Source organism: Bacillus sp. 007/AIA-02/001, from assembly GCF_004634455.1.
GTDB classification, from domain to species: domain Bacteria; phylum Bacillota; class Bacilli; order Bacillales; family Bacillaceae_G; genus Bacillus_A; species Bacillus_A cereus.
In genome coordinates this window covers 385,020-405,774 of record NZ_SEIY01000002.1, presented here as the reverse complement: position 1 = coordinate 405,774, position 20,755 = coordinate 385,020, and the positions used below count along the sequence as shown (strand labels likewise).

Here is a 20,755-nt window from a genome sequence, read left to right as displayed (position 1 = left end):
TATACGAAAAAGTATCGTATAGTTTCAGAGTATACAATACTTTTTCGTATAGGTCATATGAGATTATGCATATTAACTAATTCACATAAAAAGGTTGTTCTTTTTAAAAGAACAACCTTTTTTCATTAGCATGTTTGTAATACGCAGCATGTATTTTCAAAACGTTGATTTTTCAAATCTTCATTACTAATACAGAAATATAGCATCCCTAGTTCTCCCCAAACCATATTACAATTTTTATGATCTGAATCAATTTGGAATAAAAGAGTCATTTGCTGCGGGTCTACTCCCATATATTCTCCCGTCTCATATAACACTTCTTCTTGTACAGAGAATGGCTCACCAAACATTTGATGGTTATCGTAGTTATCCGGAATTAGCTCTTCAAGTAATTGCAAGAAACGATCTGAATCAGTCTCATCTTCAATGAAAAGTTCTGGTAATTTGTATGTCAGTTCAAAAGTAATTGCACACTGGTTATATTTCGCTTGTACTTCATTTCCTCTTCGTAATTGCTCTACAGGAACATCATAATAAAGTACACCCCCAGCCTCTGTTAGCTTCACATTTTCTTCAAAATAATTTTCAATGCAAAAGAAATACAGCATCCCCGCCTTAGGAAGATTGTGATCCATACCAACGTTTTGTAAATCACTTAAGTTAAATTGCGCGATAAATTGTAGTGGATTTCCTTTATGCTTTGGATATTCAAATAAAGCTGGTAAATCAGGAACTCCTCCCATTTTCGAACTACCTATCGCAACAGTTTCCTGCTGCTTTGGCACAACTTTTATACAAGGAAATACAGTATTAATAAGTTCCTCTTTCAAGTGTGTTAGTTCATATTTATCAATTAATACTTCAATTTTTTTATTCATAAATTCTCCTTACATTTACATACTTATTTATATCATAGTACAAAGATTATACTTCATTCTTTACAAAATCAACAAGCCTCCAAAAAACGGGCTTATCCTTCGTACGCGAACAAGTTTAAAAAAGCATACTATACATTGTTCCTACAAACACGATAGTTCTTTAGTTCTTCCAGTACATTTTCCCCTCGTTCATTTTTATTTTTAATATAAGGAGGAATTCCACATGGGTTACGGATATAGTTGCGGCGGTTACGGTTACGGCGGTAGCTGTGGTGGTTGTGGTTACGGAGGTTTCGCTTTATTAATCGTTTTATTCATCCTTCTAATCATCATCGGAGCTAGCTGTTGGGGCGGCTTTGTAGGCTGCTAGTAAACTTAAAAACCATTGTAAAAAAGCACGTACAATACGTGCTTTTTTGCCATTTCCAAATCTTTTATTTGAAAGGAAGTATGTTTAATGAAGATTGATGGTGTTTTTGAAGGAGGCGGTGTGCGCGGTATTGCGCATGTTGGGGCAATTTGCGCGTTAGCCGAAAAAGGTTATGAATGGGAACGTGTAGCTGGAACATCAGCTGGTGCAATTATCGCGGCACTTTTAGCTGCAGGATATTCTTGTTCAGAGCTAAAAACCATTATAACTGATATCGATTATAACAAATTTACGAAGAAAACCTTTATTGACAAAATCCCCTTTATCGGAAAAGGACTAAGTGCATGGACTACTCTAGGTATATACTCTAATGTATTTATAGAAGAATGGATTGAAGAATTACTTCGAAAAAAAGGTGTTTATTTATTTACTGATTTACCGGATCTAAACAAACTCAAAATCATCGCTTCTGATATTAGTAATGGTAAAATGGTTGTCTTTCCTGACGACTTACCAAACTATGGATTTTTAAATTATCGCTTCTCTATCGCTAAAGCGGTAAGAATGAGTAGTACAATCCCCTTCTTCTTTGAACCCGTAAAATGGAGAACTCCAAAATGGAAGCAGCCTTGTTATATGGTTGACGGAGGAATTCTAAGTAATTATCCAATTTGGATCTTCGATTCACCTACCGCTCCTCGCTGGCCGACTTTCGGATTTCATTTTGTAAAAGATGAGATTCAAGCTGACCCTGCTCACTATAACGAGCCTATTTCTATGTTCAAAGGACTATTTAAAACAATGATGCAAGCTCATGATTTACGTCATTTAGATAGGGAATCAAAAGCAAGAACAATTACAATTCCAACAGGAACGATTACAAGTACTAATTTTGAACTGACGAAGGAAGAAAAAGACTGGCTTTACAATTCTGGTTATAACTCTGCTAATAAATTTTTACAAGCTTGGAACTTTAGGCAATATATTGATGAGTATAGAAAAGGAAATCAAGACCGAAAGACAAATCGATTTTTTCGTCAACTTGACTCATAATATTATTACTTTGCGTATAAATACGAGAACGTTTAACAACTTAATAGTAAATAAGCCTAGTAAATTCTTATATTACTAGACTTATTTACTTCCTATATAATCTCATACATTGTTTAAGGATACGTTAAGCCTTCGGCTTCTTCTGCAGTTATAACTATGTAACGATTTCCCGTTCTTAATCCTAACAGTTCTGCTTTTTCAATCGCCTCTTGCTTCGTCTCCGCATAAGCAGCTAAATATTTTTCTCCATTGATCATTTGGCAAATTACATATTGTTTCATTACTTTCTCCTCTTACTTTTTCATTAGTTGTGCAAGTTTTTTTATACCTATTTCAATTTCTTCTAACGTTGCGTATGAATACGATAGGCGCAAAAATTGATTTGCACTTCTATCATATAAAGTACCTGGGTTTAATAAAACCTTTTCTTGCAGAGCTTTATCAAATAAACTGCGATATGAAATGGGTACTTTTATATGTACCCATATATAAAACCCGCCTGTTGGTTCATGCCAAGTTGCTATTTCACGAAGATATTTATCTAACATTAGTAACATAAAATCTCTTCGTTTTTTCAATTCACTTCTTACAAATCGCAAATGCTCATCATATAGACCATTTGTAAACCACTCTGCTGCAATTTGCTGGGATATAGTGCTTGAACCATAATCTGTTTGCATCTTTATGTCTGACAATCTTTGAATTACTGGCTCGGGTCCAACAATCCATCCAATTCTTAAACCTGGACTAATTACTTTGGACATGCTTCCAATATGTAGTACGATTCCATTTTTATCATAGGCTTTTAAAGGTTTCGAACTAGGTGCATCAAACCATAAGTCTTGATACACTGCGTCCTCTATAATAGGTAATCCAATTTCATTACATATTTCCATCACTTCTATTCGTTTCTTCGCATTCATACTAAAGTTCGTTGGATTATGAAAAGACGGGATTGTATATAAAATAGAGGCATTAAATTGCTTCTTATATTTCTTAATATATGATGTATGTAACCCGCTTTCATCCATTGGGATTCCAATTAAACGTACTCCTGCTGATTGAAAAACATTAAGCGAATATAAATAGGATGGTTTCTCTAATAAGATTGATGCCCCTTTCGAAAGAAGCCCCATAGAAATAAGTTGCAGCGCTTGAATTGCTCCTGAAACAATTAATATAGAGTCAGGAGATACATATACGCCATGCTCCTTTAAGTATTCGGAAATCTTTTCCCTTAAATAAAGATTTCCTTTCGGCTCTTCATACCCAAGCGTCACATTTGACTTTAAAAGGTTATTCATAATTTCTTTCATCTTTTTCTCAGGTAAGAGACTCGGCGCGAGCTCACCTGTTCCTAACCGAATTACATGTGGGTAAAATTCAGCTTGATTAATCTCTTGAATAGCTGGGAGATTCGGATAATGAAGTCCTGTTTCTACATAAGACTGCCAATTAGGCGGGGGTGCGTAAGTTGAAACATTCTCATTATTATTTACAACAATTGTTCCTTTCCTGCCATTCCCTTCAATATATCCCTTCGCAACTAGTTCATCGAAAGCCATTACAATTGTGCTTCGATTCACACCAAATGTATGGGCCAAATCTCTTTGTGAAGGTAATTTCGTTCCAACGGTCCATTCTCCATTAACGATCCTTTCTTTTATATACGTTTCTATTTGTTTATACAGCGGCGTCGCTAGAGACATATCCGGTTTCCAAACGAATCTTTCCATCATATCACCTTATATTCTTTTTGGTTGGTAACCTCCCCAACCATATGGATGGATACAAATTTTCATTTCTTCTATACAATATACACTATCATAATGAATTAAAATAGGAGGTAATATGATGAGTGAAGTAATTATTCATGGTATCATTCTTGCATTTGGACTTATCATTCCATTAGGTGTACAAAATGTTTTTGTCTTTAACCAAGGTGCGAGCCAACCAAACATTTGGAGGACAGCCCCTGTAGTATTAACTGCCTCTATATGTGATACGTTACTCATATTGATTGCAGTGCAAGGTGTCTCCCTTGTACTCCTTACTTTTTCTTGGCTAACTAACTCATTATATATAATTGGATTTTTCTTTCTCCTATACATGGGCTTTGTTATTTGGAGAAGTAGCCCTTCCAACGATGTAACACAAGAAAAAAGTATGCCCTTAAAAAAGCAAATCCTTTTCGCAGCATCAGTTTCGTTATTAAATCCACATGCTATTTTAGACACAATCGGTGTAATTGGAACAAATTCTATTCAATACATAGGAAGTGAAAAGTGGGCTTTCACACTTGCAACTATTATCGTTTCTTGGATTTGGTTTATAAGCTTAGCTTTAGCGGGGAAATTTCTAAAAAGACTAGACTCAACCGGAAAGACAATTTTATTATTAAATAAATTTTCTGGTCTCATCATATGGGGTGTCGCACTTTATATGTTAAAACAAGTTATTTATTCTTAATGAACGAAAGAGAATTGCATGTTACTCAAAACATCATGCAATTCTCTTACAAATTATGAAGTAGGTTCCGGTTTCTGTTTTACCGCCTTTGCATCCTTTGCTGGTTTAATCCAAATGATTGCTATGACAGCACCAATGGCAGCGAAAATACTAGTCAAATAAAACACTTCATGGTCCGCCCCTTTCATGAAAAAAGAATATAAAGGTGGTCCAGCTGCTACACCGATAAATCGCATTGAACTGTAAAATGACGTAACTGTTCCCCTTTGCTCCTTTTCAATTCCTTGTGTAATGAGGGCATCTAAACATGGGAGTGCCATACCAATCCCTATCCCCATAATAACGAGACAAAGAAGTAGTAAATAAATCCCTTTTATAAATAAAGGAATGATGACTGATGCAGCTGCCATTAAAAAGCCAATATAGATACACTTCTTCATAACATTTTGATTATCTCCAATTTTTTTACCGGCCATATATGAACTAAGTGACAGTACAAGTAACGGGATAGCAAGCACACACCCTTTCCATATACCATGAATGTCATACTTTGATTCCAGTATAGTCGACAAATAAAAGAGAATTCCGAATAAAATAAGCATAATAATTGCACCTAATGCAAAAATGGCAATTAACCATCTTCCTTTTTCTCGAAACGTAGACAGAATAGATTTTATAAACTCTTTAAGTGGTGGTACTTCTCCTTCTTGTTTCTTTGCCTTTACTAGAACAAGTAATAAAACAATTGATACTACGCATAAAATTGGAATCGCCCAAAATGGTAAGAACCATACAACGGCAGCAAGAGCAGACCCTAAAATAGGGCTCAGCACTTTCCCAAATGTATTGGATGTTTCTATGATTCCTAAACCTGTACTAACTTGTTTTTCGTCTTTGTATAAATCACCAACACACGGTATAACAACTGGCATTGCACCAGCAGCACCAATACCTTGAATCGCTCTACCAATCAATATCCAATTGTAGGGATTATCAACTTTCCAAGATACCCAACCAGTTATCGCTCCTCCTATAGCTGCAATCAGCAAACTCGGAACCATTACCATCTTTCGTCCCCATCTATCTGATAAATAACCAGCAATCGGTATAAGTAGAATGGCTACGATAGAGTAAATTGTAATAATCATGGATACTTGAAACGATGAAATATGTAATTTCTTTTCAATAGTCGGCAGAATTGGGATGAGCATTGAATTCCCTAATGTCATAACAAGTGGAACTGATGCAAGCGCAATTAAACAACAGTTTTCTTTTTTTAACATGTTGGCTTCGAAACCTTTCATCATATATTTCTTACCATATAATAGCCCCGCTGGAACGTAACTTTTCATTCCACCAGGGCTATTACATCTTTACTACTTCCCATTCACAACAAAAGAAATTGGGGAAATTATAGTATTATTCCTATTCTTTGAATCCAGTTCACAATATATCCATACCAATTAATTGAAAAAAAAAGAAAGGAAGAATCCTTCCTTTCTCCTATAACCTTCTACAATTAGCGAGTATATCCGCCACCAAGTTGTTGTTCTGCCATCGCTACAAGGCGTTTTGTAATTTCACCGCCTACAGAACCGTTTGCACGTGAAGAAGTATCAGCGCCAAGTTGTACACCAAACTCTTGTGCAATTTCATATTTCATTTGATCTAAAGCTGCTTGTGCTCCATGTGATGCTAATTGATTAGAATTACGATTTCTAGCCATTACCAATCACCTCCTTATTTATATATAAATTGTGTTAAATTCAAATTAAAATACATGGAAATTTTTGGTTATTTTTTACCATAAAAAAAAGAGCCTCTAAAACGAGACTCTCACATCATTTCACATTACGAAGTTACTACTTCTAATTTTCTATTTATTAATACTTTCATTTCTTCTTTTAATATCTCTTTTGCATTATGTCCAAACCATTCTAAGGAAGCAAAAAGATCTGTACCTCTCACTTCCTGAATAATCTCATCATAATTTACAATACCTTCAAATAACGGAACCATACCAATACGACTTCCTGCTGCAGCATATACATTATTAGGTTCAAACACATGCAAATAATCCGCTGAAGATATATTCTTAAAATGGTAATGTAGTGTCCACGGCTTTAATCGATGGAAACTGTCTATTGGATCTGCGCCAGACTCCCATATATGAAGAAAATCAAGATTTATTTTTAAATTCGGATGATTTACTTCTTCTAATAGTTCTATAGTAGAAGGCAATGTGTCTGTTAGTGTATTGGGATGTGTTTCTAACAGCACATACATATTGTGCTGAGCAAACACATCACAAATCTTACGTATTCGCTTTACATACTCTTTTCTCTCTTGTTCCGAGAAGTCCTTGCTCCCTTTTTGCCCAGCAAACGTGCGAATTTTATTCGTATTAAACCAATTAGCTAGTACTACAAGTTGTTCACTTTTCTCTATCGTTTTTTCAAAATCTGCTGATAATGATATATCTAAGTAATCACTTATCATCGTAATTTCTAAGTTTTTATCCTTTAGAAAAGTCAATTCTCGTTCTGTCGTTTCGCGTTCTTGTATATACAAATTTTGTGCATGAGTCCCCCACAATTCAATTCCTTCAAAACCGTTTTCATATGCAAATTGAACAATATCAGTAAATGAAATTAATTGATGACGAAATGAAATGGTACATAGCGAATATTTCATAGCATTAAACTCCCCTATCTTAAATTCAGTTAGCTTATTAAAAAGTTGCGACAGACTGATTTGTTTTCATACCTTTCCATGATAGAAACTGTCTCTCTAATTCCTTCTTAATTTGCAGTTCAATTGCATTCATTTCATCCAGTTTTTCAATAATCGATACTAGCATACCTTTATTATTCGTCATTGCCATTTTAATTGCACGATACTGTACATTTGTAAATCCTTGTACAATATCCTCTACCCGATCACACCAATAATCAAATTCTTGCTCCGAATATTGCAACGTTTCACGGAAGTATGCAAAGGCATGCTCATAACTATATTTACGAATTGCAAGTACTGGTATTTGTTTTACTGCTGCTACAAGACCAGAAAGCGCATATCCTTCTTCCTCATTTGCCATTTTTACAATTAAATTTTTCAGTTCCATAGTCAGTTCATTGTCGTTCTTTTTGAATGTTTCTGTGAAATAACTAGCTACTGTTTCTTGCGTTGGCTCCCCAATTCCTTCTATATCAATGAAATAACCTCCACCAAATGGGTTATCTTGAATAGAGTGAAGTACTTTTTCTCTTTCCATATTTCCTTCCCAACGAAAATCAGGATCTAGCATGAACCACTCTTCTTCTTTCACTGTTTTTGATATCATTAAATAATGTGGAAACGGTTTTTGATGAAATTTATTTTCCCTCTCTGGTAATAGAGACATATCAACCATTACAATGACATAACGATTTTCCGGCTTGTTTTCTACTAATTCTAAAAACGTTTCTACATTGCTATCTTTATCTTTTGCATGATCATACCATTCGTTTACTTTAATACCGTACAATTTTTCAAACCAAAGTAAATAATGATCATGGTTAATGTTTTCAGAGTGATATGAAATAATTCCGCCTTCTGTTATATCAAAATCTCCATCCCATAGTCCAAAATAAAATGGACGAAAATCAATGTCGCTACGCCTTTTTATAATTTCACAAAAACAACTCACTAAACAGTGCACTTTTATTGAAGTCATACTCTCATCCACTTTCCTAAAGGTTAGTTATTCACATTTACTTCTTGTAACTCCTCCATAAAATCAAGCAAAGATCCTACAGTAAGAAATGCCTTTGGATCTACCTCATCCTCTGGAACGCATAGCTTTATATCCATTTCTATGTATACAATAAGCTGTAACATCATTACCGAATCTATATATAAATCTTGATTTAAGCGCATCGTTTCTTCTAAATGCTTTACATTTTTCAGTTCCATTTTTTCTATCATAATTTTTAACACGGCATTCTTTAACGCTTCCCGTCTCATGTTGTAACCTCTCCCATCTCTAGTAACTTTCTACTTACTTTTCCAGTTTTATTTTTAGGAATTTCATTTACACTTTCAATTTCATGGGGAACTTTATAAGAAGGTAAGTGCTGAATACACCATTCTCTTATTTGTACTGGATCAACATGAGAGATCACTTTCGCTTTAACTATTTCGCCCATGACAGGATGTTTCCCTCGATATACAATTGCCTCTTGAACACCTTCCAATCGAAGCATCGTTTCTTCTACCTCTATAGGAAAGACTTTTAATCCCGAAACATTAATTACATCGTCCATACGCCCCATAAAATGAATGCCACGCTCAGATTTATACCCTAAATCTTTCGTGAAGATTTCCTTATCATTCATTTTCACGACGATTTCTTCCGGTGCATTTTCATCTGAACCTATGCTTATACTCGCATGAGGTAGAGGGTTTCCTAAATCTAAATGGCTCTTCATATCATGACATATACTAATACAACCTGCTTCAGAACAACCGTATTGCTGCATCATATATGTTGTCATTTCTTTTAGTTTATAAAATAGTGCTTCTGGCAAGGGCGATCCTGATGTCATAATTTTATGAAACTGGAACGTTCCTAATGGAAAACTCCCCATAATGTGTAACATAAGTGGTACTGCATATATAATATGTTTCTCTGTATTGCGAACTATATTTAATGCGAATTTAGGATTTTTATTCGTAATGATTACAGGCTGGCTCCCCCTCTTAATTGCTGATAAAGTACCACATATTAGTCCGTATGAATGTGAAACAGGAGCCATAACGATTGGCACTTCATCTACTTCACAGTTTAAAGCTTCATTATAAGCGGTAATTTCCGTATCAACTTCCGTCCATGCTCTACGAATTAGTTTCGGTTCCCCTGTAGTTCCAGAACTATATTGCAATAAAGAAGGCTCTTCTAGTAAAAAGTTCCCTACTTCTAATTTTGTAAAATCGCCATATTCTCCATATAAAATTCCTACACAATTTGCACGCTTTGCCATTTCAATAGCTGTTTCTTTTGGTGTATCTTCATGTATAAGTAATACTGATGATTTCTTTTCTTTTAAGAAAAACACAATCGTAATAATATCGAATGGATCTTTCAGACAAAGTGCAAATCTATTTCCTTCTGCTTCTTTAAATTGTTCCATTTCCTCATAAACTTGTAATCTCGATTCAAAATCACTTTTGCTATACTCTTGTTTATTAACGATTAGCATAATTTCCCCCTGTAACAGCTGATTTTTGTTTCATAAGTTGTCTTACTCTATACAATGGATTTGGAACTTCATGAACAAGCGATTCCAGATCCATATATAATCGACGTTTCGTTAATTGTTCAGCATAGAATGTAGGTGCATATAATTGAATATTTTCAAATCTACCTTTCAAATGTGGATATATTCTTAAATGATTTTCAATTTCTTCAACAACCATCATCCAAAAATGTTCTTCTTTCAATCCATATTCATCCGCAAGTACGAATGCTAATTCTCCTAAATTAAACAGGAATAGTGCATCTAACACCATCTCTTGCAAACATTCAATGCGATCCATTTCAAAGAAATCATTCATTTTTCCATTCGCATATGTTTTATGCATTTTAGTAAAGTCGGGACATTTGTCAACCGTTTTCAAATATGGACGATAAAACTCAAGCCCTTCATGAAAATCCTTTAACGCAATACGAACAGGCACCCCTTCTTTATGGACTAGAATCATATTTTGTCCATGTGATTCCAGTGCGATGCCATGCTCTACAACAAGATGTATAACTGGTATTATCGCTTTTTGAATAAGTAATTGTAGCCAATCCTTCATTCCATATTTATTCAACCACGCATCAATAATTGGTGTACCATTTTTCTCTTTAGCGTATAAACCATTAAAAGGAATTGCATCTTCTTGTGCATCTAAATACTTATGAATGCTTTCGCGCCAAATACATCCTAATGAACCATATATAGCTTTTTTATTCGTGTCATACGTTACACTGGAAAACTCATTTAACAAGATTAAACGTGCTTCATCCATTAAATAGGCGTCATTACTTACAACATCATTTAACCAATTTGATATTGCTGGTGCACTCACAACAGAGTATGGTTTCAGCGTACGAAGTGTTGAAGTGTTGAGTAAATTCATCGATAATTTAACGTACGGTTTCTTTGGACTCGTAATATTTCTTAATGTTCTCATTGACTGTTGCGCGCAATAATCGTCCTCAGATGTTCCTAAATAAATAATAAATTTCCCCTGTATATGATCCGCATAATTTGAAATGATGAAATTCACCCACTGCCATGGGTGAACAGGTATAAACACGTACTGTTTTGGATTACATCCCTTATTACGAATTCGTTCCATAAACTCTTCTAATTTACGATCGCCAATCTCCTCTTTTAAAAGGTTGTTATACATCACTTCATTCTCATAACCTACAGTCGCATAATTCTTATGCGCTGCAATCCATATGAGTTTTATTGGCTGCATAAATTCATAACCATATTGAAAATTGTCACGATATTGAAATCCAACACGTGCTTTATAACTAGGATGATATGGATGGCCGTCTATTAAATGGCTTTCAAACTCATCGTAAGATTTTTGAGTATATTCTCTCTTATTATTTCTTTCATATTGTGCAATCGTGTCTTTAAATATTGTTTGTTCTAATTCGTGTATAAAAGAATCTAATTTAGCTTGTTCTACACTAGTAACCCGAAAAACTTCTTCTAGAAATTGCGAGACAGATTGTATTTCTTGCTGTTCATCTTGAACTCTTACTATTAATGAGTCTAACGAAATACGTCCAAATGTCATCCGTTTCCTGCCATAGCATTTGTACGTGACACTTTTGCCTTCTTCATCAAGTCCTTGTATTAGAAAAAGAAGTTGTTCTTCTTTTTCTATGCGAACCGGTGTAATAATCCCCTCATAAATTAACGATTCTACTAATTGACGTAGCACTCTTCTTCGTACTGAAATGTAATCTTCTGATTCGAGCGCCTTCAATACTTTCGTATGATACATGTCCACTCTCATAAAACCCTCCACCTTATGACAAAATACCATTATTTGTATTACGTGAAATTTTAACGTTATTTATGAACGAACAGCCACTTCTCTAACGAGTGGATTATGTACTTGCACATAAATAGCTTGCTCCAATGGATTACTTAACTCATCGACATCGAAAAATCTCGTTAGTAAATTTGCTTTACACGCTAACTTATCTTCGTCCAATAATTCTCTTAAAAATGTAGAAGGTTCCCGGTTATATGGAAGGAATGATTCAAGTACAGACCTTAATTCCGAGAGAAGAATTTCCTCCTTAATTAATCCTGCTGTGCCAAAACCATTAATGAGGCCAAACATATGATTGAAAATTAAGTAGTAACGAAATCTCTCATCCACAATATAGTCGTCATATAAATTTCCAGTACGTTCTCCAATACCAGCTAATTCATTATTAAGCATCTCTTTCATTGAATTACAGAAATAAAATCCTTGATTATCACGGAAATAATATTTGACCGGATAACCATCTTTTAGCTGAACAACGCTATTTTGCTGATGAGCTTCTAATGCAACACCATACTGTAAATACATCCATACCATTGGCTTTAAAGAAATATTCATATATCGTCTAAACCACTCTAAGCTTACTTCTTCACAGCTTTTACTTTCTAAATCTGCTAGGCGATGAATAATATTCGATAACCGCGTACGCTCCCCAGGTATAGCGTCTTGAACTAGCCCAGCAATTAATGTTGCGTCGTTTGCATGTTCACTATAAAAAGGATTCTCACGAATAATCACTTCAAATCCAGATTCTTGTGTTCCATAATTTAATGTAATAAAGGCTGGATCACAAATAAAATCAAATCCTGGAAATCTTTCTCGTACTTCACCAATAGCCGTATTTAACATTTCCTTCCCTTCAAGACCACTCTCAAGTTCTTTCAGTTTATTAATACGCATTGAATTCGTTACTTTCACCGGAAATGAAAACTTAAGCATATACTTCGAATTGGGATGATATAGCGTCCTTAGTGATGATGTTGCCATATAATACTTACCTACAGGACCAATATACTCAAGCAATTCTTGAATTATCCAATCTTGTACGTAAGCTTGATGCAAGAGCCATTCTGCCTGAAGCGGATGAATTGGAATTAATGCATATTGATCTTCCTTACAGTACTTCGCTATAAATTCCTTACTAACCATCTCATCATTACTTAATTCTTCTTTTATAATCGTTGTTGTAGAATCTGATAATAATGATTTTTCATTTACTATACTTTTATGTGCCCGAAAATAATGAAGCTGACATTCCCCTTTTAATTCTGGAGAATACATTGCACTTTTCCAATCCAATATCCCCTGTCTACTCTTTGGTGTAGGATGAGTTAAATGCCCAAATAATAAAGACTGCTCCGCTTCTATAAAAGTTGTATGGAAACCGTATAATGCGGATGTATCTTCTATTCTCTCTTTTGTAAATTCCTCAATATTTTGACAACTACGGATAACTCGAAGCATAAGTTCCGCAGGATTCGTTCCTTCTCCGTAGTTGATCGACATCTCTTTTATTAAAAACGTAATAACTGTAACGTAATCTGCTGTAATAACGGAATTACTATCTCCAATTTGATAATAAAATTGTTCTCCAAACAAATGGCGATCTGTTGATGATTTATATATAACTTCTCCATACAAAGTAACGTTCTGTGCCGATAGCCGACAACATAAATATGTGGGGACTGTATCTCTATTCAACGTATTACTGAAGATACTTTTCATTCTTTCATCCTCTGTAATCCATTCTCCACTCCCTGTTTCTCTTAAATAACAGTTTAAAAAGCTTTGTAATGTTGCATGTTCTGCGATTTGTTTCGCATGCTGCATGTTGGTCCTGCTACTAAAAATATAGATAAATGTACATTCTTAGAGTATTCCTGCTTCTACGTGTCCTGTCTCGCCAATCACTCGCTACTACAGTTTGCTGTAACACTCCACAGGCGTAAATTCCGATGTAGCCCACCGTACATATATACAATCTATTTACGTTAGTATTATATATTCTTTTGCTTGTAAAAGGTTGATTGACGCGTTCAAATCTCTATCCATTACATTTCCACAGTCACATTCATATACTCGGTCGGATAGCTTTAAGTCTACTTTCTTTTGACCACAACATGAACATAGCTTTGAAGATGAATAGAACCTGTCTACTTGACGCAGTTCAATTCCATATTCCTCACACTTCGTCAATAACCATGTTTTAAATGTATAAAAGCACTGCTTAGCAACCGCTTTAGATAGATGTTTATTCTTCATCATACCTTTCACATTCAAATCTTCTACTGTAATAAACGTTGGCTTGGTTTTCACCACACCATTTACAACAGACTTTACATACGCTAATCGAATGTTTGCTAACTTGGCATGTAGTTTTTGCACCCTAAGAATGTTTTTATCTATATTCGCTCTTTTATTAGTAACAGAGTGTTCACCTCTCTTTTTTAGATTTTCAAATTTACGTGATAAAGAGCGTTGTTCACGTTTTAACCGCTTTTCTATCTTTTTTACTTTTCCTGTTTTGTTTATATTTTTGTGAATTTTCCCATCGCTACGTACAGCGAAATCTTTCACGCCTAAATCAATGCCTACACCCGTTGAATGGAGTGTTGGCTTCGCTTTTGTTTCTTCCAATTCACAAAGCACAGATACAAAATATTTTCCTGCTCTTTTAGCTATCGTTCCGCTTTTTACAACCGCATCTTTTGAAATATATCCATACTCTTTTAATCTCATCCATCCAATCGTAGGGATTTTTACTCTATGTCTTTCAACTATCCAATCTGTTTTGTTGTTTTTAGGGAAATAACATTTTACATCTTCATTTTTCTTTTTCTTGTAGCGTGGAAACTTAGATAAACCTTTAAAAAATCGCTTAAAAGCTTTATCTCCGTTCATAATCGCTTGTTTTACAGCTTTACTTGATATTTCTTTTATCCACTGGTCACATTCTTTTGTATGAATGTTGTTTAGCCATTTAGAAAATTCATAGCCACTAAGAAATTTCCCCTCGGATTCATATATCTCTTTGTTTTTTGAAAGATATAGATTGTAAACATACCTGCACACTCCAATCGTTTGATGGATCTTGGTTATTTGTTCATTTGTCGGCTTAATCTCTATTAGATATGCTTTTTTCATAGATCTTCATCCTCCGACATTCTCTTTTTGTATTTCCTCAATCTGTATATCCTACAACTAAATATGTGAATAACAGATATCAAATACTAAGCAAACTCTTCTTGTGGAGACAACCTTTCATTAGTAACAATGATAACTTTGACTCCCAACTTATGAAGAAATCCATCAAACCAATCATAATCAAAACGGAAAAACCTATCTTTGTGTGCGATGGTGATGGTTGAAACATTTCTCTCCATGCAGTCATCGAGCTTATATTTTTCATTACGCATATCCACGTTTACTTATGTTTTCACTTACTGTTAGTTCCTCCTCTTTATATTAACGCTATCGGAATTTCATATTATAATTGAATATCGTTATCAATTATGATTCTAATTGATAATGATATTCAATTCAAGAGTATATTTCAGAATTTTTTTATCAAATTAAATTTTTATTTTTTTCTTTCTTTTCTTTAATCTAGTTAAAAGTACACTAGAAAATTTCTTGCTTTCAAACTAATTACCTACTATTTTTTATTAATCCATTTTTTGATGGATTAATAAAAAGGTACACCAAATGAGGTATACCTTTCCCTATGATATGTTTACATAATATTATTATATGTATAAATCTATATAGCTGTTTGTTTTTGTAACAAATTTAAATCTCTCCAATAATACGATGTTTCTTCTACCCTTACTCTCTCTAAAAATTTCGTATCAATTTTTTCAGGGTTAAATTTTTCATAAAACTTTTTAGAAGGATTATTCGTAACAACCCAAACTAAAAGTGATTGCATATCACTGTTTATACAATCCGATAATAAAGCTTGAAATAACTTTTGTCCTATTTTCATTCCTTGATACTGTTGTAAAAGGTAGATTGCATATAATTCTCCATCACAATTATATGTACCAGTTCTTTCTACTCCCCCATCGATGAATCCAACTATTTCTCCATTTAAATTCTCTGCTACAAATCTAAATTGATGATTACCTTCTTTTTGAAAAATATCTTCCCATTGTTTTTCTCGTTTCTCATATGCTATATTATCTAGAATTTCGTCAGCAAATATCCCTTTATACGCTGTCTTCCAACTATCAACATGCACCTTTGCTATACCTGGTATATCATCCTTTATTGCTCTTCTAATATGTATTCCCATCATTTCTCCCCCCTTATTACTCATCATTATATCAATTTCATTCCTTAAAAATCCAAATAAAAAAGAGTGAATTTGAACTTCACTCTTTTTTATCACAATTATCTACTTTCCACTTCAACTGAAACTACTCGATCAATCTCTTTCAGGGAACTATATAACTCTGTTGTATATAAATCTTCTGGAGCTAAAATAACCATCTCCAGTTGCTGAAATGCTCCACTATCTATATCTTTAATTTTCACGCGTTTCACATGCATGCCTAAATTTTTAATTTGCTTAAATATACCATCTAACTCATGATGCTCTTTAACAGTAATTTTTATAGATAAATCCTTTTGTCTTAATGAATACGGTCCTGCAATTTTCACAAGTTGCGGAAGTACATTAATCGCTAAAATAATTAAAACCATAGCAACTGTCGCTTGTAAATAAAATCCTGCACCAATTGCGATCCCTAAAGCTGAAGCAGCCCACACCATAGAAGCTGTTGTTAATCCAGAAATAACGTCATTACTTCTTCGTAAAATGACACCTGCGCCAAGAAAACCAATTCCACTAACAATTTGAGCGGCCAGTCGCATCGGATCCATATTTGTATGTCCTGGAACAGAATATACATGCACAGATTCAATTGAAACCATCGTAATTAAACAACTTGCTACAGAAATAACCATACTTGTTTTCACACCCAGTGGTTTATTCTTTAGCTGCCTATCTATCCCGATGAATAATCCTAAAAAGAGTGCTAAACCTAATTTGAGTAAAAATTCATATGACATATTCCCATTCTCCTTACTTTACAATGTTTCCCTTAGAATAACTCACTATAACTCTTTTATGATATCAATTCCAGTCTTTTCTATTCATTTAACGTAAAAAACCGAAAAAACATTTATAACGATGTTTCTCCGGCTTTTTATTACACTTTAGATTCTTCTTTATTTCTGATCTTTAATCTTAATTTCTGCATCTTTGTAGAATGCTAATTTACTGTCATTATACTCTTTTGTAAATTTGTTAAACTGCTCTTTCGACTTTTGTGCTTCCACATTTAATTCATTAACAGTTTTAACTTTTTCACCGATTTCTTTTAATTTCGTTTCTTTTACTTTTAATTTTTCATACAGTTCTTTTTCAGTCGCTAACACTTTCGTGTAATTTTCATTCATCTTTTGGAATGCATCATAACGATTCTTATACGACTCTTCTACTGCTTTTGCTTGTTTTTGTAACTTCTTATCTTCAATCTTCTCTATATTACTTTGAACAGATTTCGTTTCCTTCTGTGCTTTTTCTAGCATTTCTTTCTCACTTTTCAATACTTTTTCACGATCATCTACATTTGCAGTAGCTTGCTCTATTTTCTTCACAACTGCTTCATTATGATCTTTACCTTCTTGCAAAATTTGAGCATATAATTCTTGCCCTTGTTTCTCTAACTGCTCTAATTTTTTTGCTTCATCCACTAAAGATTTTTCTTGTGTTGCTGCTGTTTCAAAAGCTGTATATAGATTTTCTTCTGGCTTTTCACCGAAACAACCTGTTAAAAGTCCTACTGATAATGCTCCAACTACTGCTACTTTTCCATACTTCAACGTTCATTCCTCCATTACATACGGTTATCATGCCAGAAGTTCACTGGGAAGTGACTTTCTTCATGATAAGCTTCGAACTCATAACCTTTTTCTTTTAGCCCTTTTAAAATTGCTGGCACAGCAGCAACTGATTGCGGGTGAATATCATGCATTAAAATTACTTCTTGTGGTTTTGTTGCGTTTGTTAATACATTTTGAGCAATTTGTGCTGCAGCTGCATCAACTGGCATTTTATTGTATTTCCAATCTAATGAATCAATTGTCCAATCCCATACTTTAAATCCGCCTTCTACCACTTTATTTCGAAGACCTTCATTTAATCCAGGCATCGAACCATATGGAGGACGTGTTAATTTAGGTGATTTCCCAATAATATTAGCGATTAAACCTTGATCTTCTTTCATCTCATTTACATACTCGCCATTTTTATATAACTTTGCGAAATTATGTGTCATACTATGCATGCCTACATAATGACCCTCAGCATTTTCACGTTTCACTAAATCAGGAAATTCTTTTACATTCGCTCCAATTAAAAAGAACGTCGCCTTCGCATCATGTTGTTTTAGCGTATTTAATAATTCAGCCGTATATTTCCCTGGCCCATCGTCAAATGTAAGATAAGCAACTTTTCTTTCTTTTCCATTAAAACGACTTGGTGCCGTTTTATTCATTTCAACTTTCGGCTGTTCACTTGCAAGCTGCACTACATTTTCTTGTTTCGCAACAGCTTTTGCTGGTGAAGTAATTGATTGAAACATGTAATACCCAATAGCTACTGCGGCAATCGCTATTAAAACGACTACTATTTGTTTAATTTTTAAAGCTTTTTCCATTCTATCGAATTCCTCTCCCTATTAATCTTATATATAAATCGCCCAATATAATTATACATCTATTTATTTTTATTTCACCATATAAATAGATTTTATTTGTATTATAATGGGAGTTTTATCAAAATTGTTGTTCCTATTCCTTCTTTGCTTGTAACACTAAGCGCACCGCCATGAAGCTCTACCATTTTTTTAACGATAGCTAAACCAATACCTGCACCTGCAGCATGATTATTAATTTGGTAAAATGATTGCTCAATATATGGTAAATGTTCTTTAGCAATTCCAATCCCTTCGTCTCTTACCTTAATCACTGCTTGTCCTTCTATTTTAGTCGCTTCAATGTGTATTGTGCTTTTTTCATGTGAATACTTAATTGCATTTTGAACAATATTCAAGAAAACTTGCTTTAGCCTATTTCGATCTCCCATCAATTCAATTCGGTCTATAGTAGTAATAAATTGAATTTCCTTCTCTTCCGATTTAGGAGTTAATTGCCAAATCGTCTCCTCTAGTATATCGTACAATTGCACCTTTTGTTTATATAAATTAAAATGATTTGATTGTAATCTTGAAAAATCTAGCAATTCTTCTACTAAATGAATCAACCTATCTGTCTCACCTGAAATAATGCCCATACCTTGCTTTATTTCTTCTTCTGTTAAATGATCTACTGTTTTTAACGTCTCACTCCAACCTTTAATTCCTGTTAAAGGCGTTCGTATTTCGTGCGAAATAGAAGCAATGAATTCATTTTTCATCTGCTCAGCCTTATCTATTTTATAGGCCATATAATTTAAACTATGTGCCAAGTCACCTAATTCTCCAGGATAATCTTCTTTAATTTTTTGCTTTAATGTGCCTTCTGCAATTTGTGAAGAGGCTTGAATAATGGATTCAATTGGCTCAACAAATGAATTTGCCAAACGTCTACTAATTAAGAAGGCAACTCCTGAAATAACAATACCTACAGAAATAGTAAACGTAATAATTTCAATAATCTTTTTATTTACATTTGTTAAAACAGTCGTGTATTTTAAAACACCAATAGTTTGTCCTTGATGTATAAGTGGGCTTAGCACCTCTAGTTGTTTTTTATTACCTTTCGTAGTAACTTGATTATACATTTCACCTTCTAATAATGATTGTGGAATATTCACTTTACCTTCTACCTTTTCACCACTTGAAGATTGTATAACCGAGCCGTGACGATCAATTAACTGTAATTCTGTTCCTTCTAATTGAAAGCTACTAATTATGTCACCACTATATTCTTGTAATCGAATAAAGTATAGTGAATTGTATTCTGAAAAAAAACGTGTACTCGTTTTCGCATGAGACTCTATATATTGCACAATACCATTATAATAGTATCGATAAATTGAAACTGAAAATACAACTTCAAATAATACAAGCATAAGTGTAATGACCGTCATAAAATATAGAGTCACTTTCCGTTTCATCTTATACTTTCCTTCCACACATATCCTTTTCCCCACACCGTAAGAATAAATTCAGGTTCTGATGGATTACATTCTATTTTTTGACGTAACCGTCTCATATTTACATCTACTACTTTCGTTTCACCTACGTAATTGGTTCCCCAAATCATATTTAAAATTTCATCACGCGAAACTGGCTTTGAAGCCTGATTCATTAAATACTGTAATATCATATACTCTGTAGGTGTTAAATCGACTAATTGTCCATCTTTATACAATCTTTCTTCTATAATATTTAACGAAAATGGACCTGACGTAACAATATTCGTTTTTTCTTCATGTACTTCTATTCTTCTTAATAAAGACTGTATACGTGCAGTTAATACTACTGGACTAAACGGTTTTGCAATATAATCATCTGCACCTATTCCTAGTCCTTGCACCTTATCTTCATCTTGTACACGTGCGGTTAACATAATAATACCCATTTTTTTATTTTCTTTCCTGATAGCCTTACAAACTTCTAAACCATCAATCCCCGGTAACATTACATCCAGCAGTGCTATATCAACAGTTTGTTCACTCAAAATCTGTAACGCTTCTTCTCCAGTAGTAGCTTCTATTACATAAAATCCAGCACGTTTTAAATTTAAAACAATAAAGCTACGGATTGTTAATTCATCTTCTAAAACTAAAATTTTTGACATAATTCCCACC

The 20,755-nt window shown here is 33.9% G+C and carries 21 protein-coding genes; 3 read left to right on the top strand and 18 right to left on the bottom strand.

Annotated elements, in window-relative coordinates; genetic code table 11:
* Positions 1–125 precede the first annotated feature (125 nt).
* Complete coding sequence (locus ES895_RS07475; protein ID WP_098218353.1) at positions 126–878, bottom strand: YwqG family protein; 753 nt, start codon at positions 876–878, stop codon at positions 126–128.
* A gap of 223 nt (positions 879–1,101) precedes the next feature.
* Here ES895_RS07475 and ES895_RS07470 point away from each other — a divergent pair, with 223 nt between their 5' ends.
* Together ES895_RS07470 and ES895_RS07465 are read left to right on the top strand one after the other, a co-directional pair.
* Positions 1,102–1,248: a YjcZ family sporulation protein gene (locus ES895_RS07470; protein WP_000540425.1), complete on the top strand. Its 147-nt coding sequence runs from the start codon at positions 1,102–1,104 to the stop codon at positions 1,246–1,248.
* A gap of 87 nt (positions 1,249–1,335) precedes the next feature.
* On the top strand, positions 1,336–2,301 hold the full coding sequence (locus ES895_RS07465) for a patatin-like phospholipase family protein (protein WP_135238258.1): 966 nt from the start codon (positions 1,336–1,338) through the stop codon (positions 2,299–2,301).
* A gap of 113 nt (positions 2,302–2,414) precedes the next feature.
* Here ES895_RS07465 and ES895_RS07460 read toward each other — a convergent pair whose 3' ends face one another.
* Both ES895_RS07460 and ES895_RS07455 read right to left on the bottom strand, forming a co-directional pair.
* Complete coding sequence (locus tag ES895_RS07460; protein ID WP_000816389.1) at positions 2,415–2,582, bottom strand: DUF3933 family protein; 168 nt, start codon at positions 2,580–2,582, stop codon at positions 2,415–2,417.
* A 12-nt stretch (positions 2,583–2,594) separates the two neighbouring features.
* Positions 2,595–4,037 (bottom strand): aminotransferase-like domain-containing protein, encoded by a 1,443-nt coding sequence (locus ES895_RS07455; RefSeq protein WP_000439399.1) that lies wholly within the window; start codon positions 4,035–4,037, stop codon positions 2,595–2,597.
* 118 nt (positions 4,038–4,155) lie between these two features.
* Between ES895_RS07455 and ES895_RS07450 the strand changes: the two genes are divergently transcribed.
* Positions 4,156–4,770, top strand: a complete 615-nt coding sequence (locus ES895_RS07450) for a LysE/ArgO family amino acid transporter (RefSeq protein ID WP_135238257.1) — start codon at positions 4,156–4,158, stop codon at positions 4,768–4,770.
* A gap of 53 nt (positions 4,771–4,823) precedes the next feature.
* Here the strand turns inward: ES895_RS07450 and bcbE are convergent, their stop codons facing one another.
* The 15 genes from bcbE to ES895_RS07370 form a co-directional block, all read right to left on the bottom strand.
* The gene (gene bcbE / locus ES895_RS07445; protein ID WP_033667350.1) at positions 4,824–6,053 is read right to left on the bottom strand and encodes a bacillibactin exporter BcbE; all 1,230 of its coding nucleotides are present in this window, start codon (positions 6,051–6,053) and stop codon (positions 4,824–4,826) included.
* 236 nt (positions 6,054–6,289) lie between these two features.
* Positions 6,290–6,496 carry an alpha/beta-type small acid-soluble spore protein gene (locus ES895_RS07440; RefSeq protein ID WP_000113545.1) on the bottom strand — a complete coding sequence of 69 codons (207 nt, stop codon included), beginning with the start codon at positions 6,494–6,496 and terminating at the stop codon, positions 6,290–6,292.
* 125 nt (positions 6,497–6,621) lie between these two features.
* A complete protein-coding gene (locus tag ES895_RS07435; protein WP_000877670.1) occupies positions 6,622–7,464 on the bottom strand; it encodes a sugar phosphate isomerase/epimerase family protein in 843 nt (280 codons plus the stop codon).
* 37 nt (positions 7,465–7,501) lie between these two features.
* Entirely contained in the window at positions 7,502–8,485 is a 984-nt protein-coding gene (locus tag ES895_RS07430; RefSeq protein ID WP_000200707.1) for a DUF6005 family protein, read from the bottom strand.
* A gap of 23 nt (positions 8,486–8,508) precedes the next feature.
* Positions 8,509–8,775 carry a petrobactin biosynthesis protein AsbD gene (gene asbD, locus ES895_RS07425; protein WP_097855733.1) on the bottom strand — a complete coding sequence of 89 codons (267 nt, stop codon included), beginning with the start codon at positions 8,773–8,775 and terminating at the stop codon, positions 8,509–8,511.
* Positions 8,772–10,010, bottom strand: coding sequence for an AMP-binding protein (locus ES895_RS07420; RefSeq protein WP_000909579.1), 1,239 nt, complete (start codon positions 10,008–10,010; stop codon positions 8,772–8,774). The genes asbD and ES895_RS07420 overlap by 4 nt, the downstream gene beginning before the upstream one ends.
* On the bottom strand, positions 9,997–11,835 hold the full coding sequence (locus ES895_RS07415; protein WP_135238256.1) for an IucA/IucC family protein: 1,839 nt from the start codon (positions 11,833–11,835) through the stop codon (positions 9,997–9,999). The genes ES895_RS07420 and ES895_RS07415 overlap by 14 nt, the downstream gene beginning before the upstream one ends.
* Before the next feature lie 60 nt (positions 11,836–11,895).
* Positions 11,896–13,704, bottom strand: a complete 1,809-nt coding sequence (locus tag ES895_RS07410; RefSeq protein WP_001163356.1) for an IucA/IucC family protein — start codon at positions 13,702–13,704, stop codon at positions 11,896–11,898.
* A 156-nt stretch (positions 13,705–13,860) separates the two neighbouring features.
* The gene (locus ES895_RS07400; RefSeq protein WP_000710469.1) at positions 13,861–15,018 is read right to left on the bottom strand and encodes an RNA-guided endonuclease InsQ/TnpB family protein; all 1,158 of its coding nucleotides are present in this window, start codon (positions 15,016–15,018) and stop codon (positions 13,861–13,863) included.
* A gap of 616 nt (positions 15,019–15,634) precedes the next feature.
* Positions 15,635–16,171: a GNAT family N-acetyltransferase gene (locus ES895_RS07395; protein WP_135238255.1), complete on the bottom strand. Its 537-nt coding sequence runs from the start codon at positions 16,169–16,171 to the stop codon at positions 15,635–15,637.
* Positions 16,172–16,266: 95 nt separating this feature from the next.
* Positions 16,267–16,947, bottom strand: a complete 681-nt coding sequence (locus tag ES895_RS07390) for an MgtC/SapB family protein (RefSeq protein ID WP_000119510.1) — start codon at positions 16,945–16,947, stop codon at positions 16,267–16,269.
* Between the two features lie 159 nt (positions 16,948–17,106).
* Positions 17,107–17,763 carry a YkyA family protein gene (locus ES895_RS07385; RefSeq protein WP_000873565.1) on the bottom strand — a complete coding sequence of 219 codons (657 nt, stop codon included), beginning with the start codon at positions 17,761–17,763 and terminating at the stop codon, positions 17,107–17,109.
* A 14-nt stretch (positions 17,764–17,777) separates the two neighbouring features.
* A complete protein-coding gene (locus ES895_RS07380) occupies positions 17,778–18,599 on the bottom strand; it encodes a peptidoglycan-N-acetylglucosamine deacetylase (protein WP_000409482.1) in 822 nt (273 codons plus the stop codon).
* A 101-nt stretch (positions 18,600–18,700) separates the two neighbouring features.
* Positions 18,701–20,059 carry a sensor histidine kinase gene (locus ES895_RS07375; RefSeq protein ID WP_000824531.1) on the bottom strand — a complete coding sequence of 453 codons (1,359 nt, stop codon included), beginning with the start codon at positions 20,057–20,059 and terminating at the stop codon, positions 18,701–18,703.
* Entirely contained in the window at positions 20,056–20,745 is a 690-nt protein-coding gene (locus ES895_RS07370; protein WP_000036070.1) for a response regulator transcription factor, read from the bottom strand. Before ES895_RS07370 ends, ES895_RS07375 begins: the two co-directional genes overlap by 4 nt.
* Between the last annotated feature and the right edge of the window lie 10 nt (positions 20,746–20,755).

What these genes read in the sequence shown, in the direction of transcription:
- ES895_RS07395 (WP_135238255.1), bottom strand. Translation starts at nt 16,171, where the DNA reads ATGATGGGAATACATATTAGAAGAGCAATAAAGGATGATATACCAGGT.
- ES895_RS07400 (WP_000710469.1), bottom strand. Translation starts at nt 15,018, where the DNA reads ATGAAAAAAGCATATCTAATAGAGATTAAGCCGACAAATGAACAAATA.
- ES895_RS07415 (WP_135238256.1), bottom strand. Translation starts at nt 11,835, where the DNA reads ATGAGAGTGGACATGTATCATACGAAAGTATTGAAGGCGCTCGAATCA.
- ES895_RS07370 (WP_000036070.1), bottom strand. Translation starts at nt 20,745, where the DNA reads ATGTCAAAAATTTTAGTTTTAGAAGATGAATTAACAATCCGTAGCTTT.
- bcbE (WP_033667350.1), bottom strand. Translation starts at nt 6,053, where the DNA reads ATGTTAAAAAAAGAAAACTGTTGTTTAATTGCGCTTGCATCAGTTCCA.
- ES895_RS07420 (WP_000909579.1), bottom strand. Translation starts at nt 10,010, where the DNA reads ATGCTAATCGTTAATAAACAAGAGTATAGCAAAAGTGATTTTGAATCG.
- ES895_RS07450 (WP_135238257.1), top strand. Translation starts at nt 4,156, where the DNA reads ATGAGTGAAGTAATTATTCATGGTATCATTCTTGCATTTGGACTTATC.
- ES895_RS07375 (WP_000824531.1), bottom strand. Translation starts at nt 20,059, where the DNA reads ATGAAACGGAAAGTGACTCTATATTTTATGACGGTCATTACACTTATG.
- ES895_RS07465 (WP_135238258.1), top strand. Translation starts at nt 1,336, where the DNA reads ATGAAGATTGATGGTGTTTTTGAAGGAGGCGGTGTGCGCGGTATTGCG.
- ES895_RS07430 (WP_000200707.1), bottom strand. Translation starts at nt 8,485, where the DNA reads ATGACTTCAATAAAAGTGCACTGTTTAGTGAGTTGTTTTTGTGAAATT.
- ES895_RS07390 (WP_000119510.1), bottom strand. Translation starts at nt 16,947, where the DNA reads ATGTCATATGAATTTTTACTCAAATTAGGTTTAGCACTCTTTTTAGGA.
- ES895_RS07475 (WP_098218353.1), bottom strand. Translation starts at nt 878, where the DNA reads ATGAATAAAAAAATTGAAGTATTAATTGATAAATATGAACTAACACAC.
- ES895_RS07455 (WP_000439399.1), bottom strand. Translation starts at nt 4,037, where the DNA reads ATGGAAAGATTCGTTTGGAAACCGGATATGTCTCTAGCGACGCCGCTG.
- ES895_RS07440 (WP_000113545.1), bottom strand. Translation starts at nt 6,496, where the DNA reads ATGGCTAGAAATCGTAATTCTAATCAATTAGCATCACATGGAGCACAA.
- ES895_RS07435 (WP_000877670.1), bottom strand. Translation starts at nt 7,464, where the DNA reads ATGAAATATTCGCTATGTACCATTTCATTTCGTCATCAATTAATTTCA.
- ES895_RS07410 (WP_001163356.1), bottom strand. Translation starts at nt 13,704, where the DNA reads ATGCAGCATGCGAAACAAATCGCAGAACATGCAACATTACAAAGCTTT.
- ES895_RS07470 (WP_000540425.1), top strand. Translation starts at nt 1,102, where the DNA reads ATGGGTTACGGATATAGTTGCGGCGGTTACGGTTACGGCGGTAGCTGT.
- asbD (WP_097855733.1), bottom strand. Translation starts at nt 8,775, where the DNA reads ATGAGACGGGAAGCGTTAAAGAATGCCGTGTTAAAAATTATGATAGAA.
- ES895_RS07460 (WP_000816389.1), bottom strand. Translation starts at nt 2,582, where the DNA reads ATGAAACAATATGTAATTTGCCAAATGATCAATGGAGAAAAATATTTA.
- ES895_RS07380 (WP_000409482.1), bottom strand. Translation starts at nt 18,599, where the DNA reads ATGGAAAAAGCTTTAAAAATTAAACAAATAGTAGTCGTTTTAATAGCG.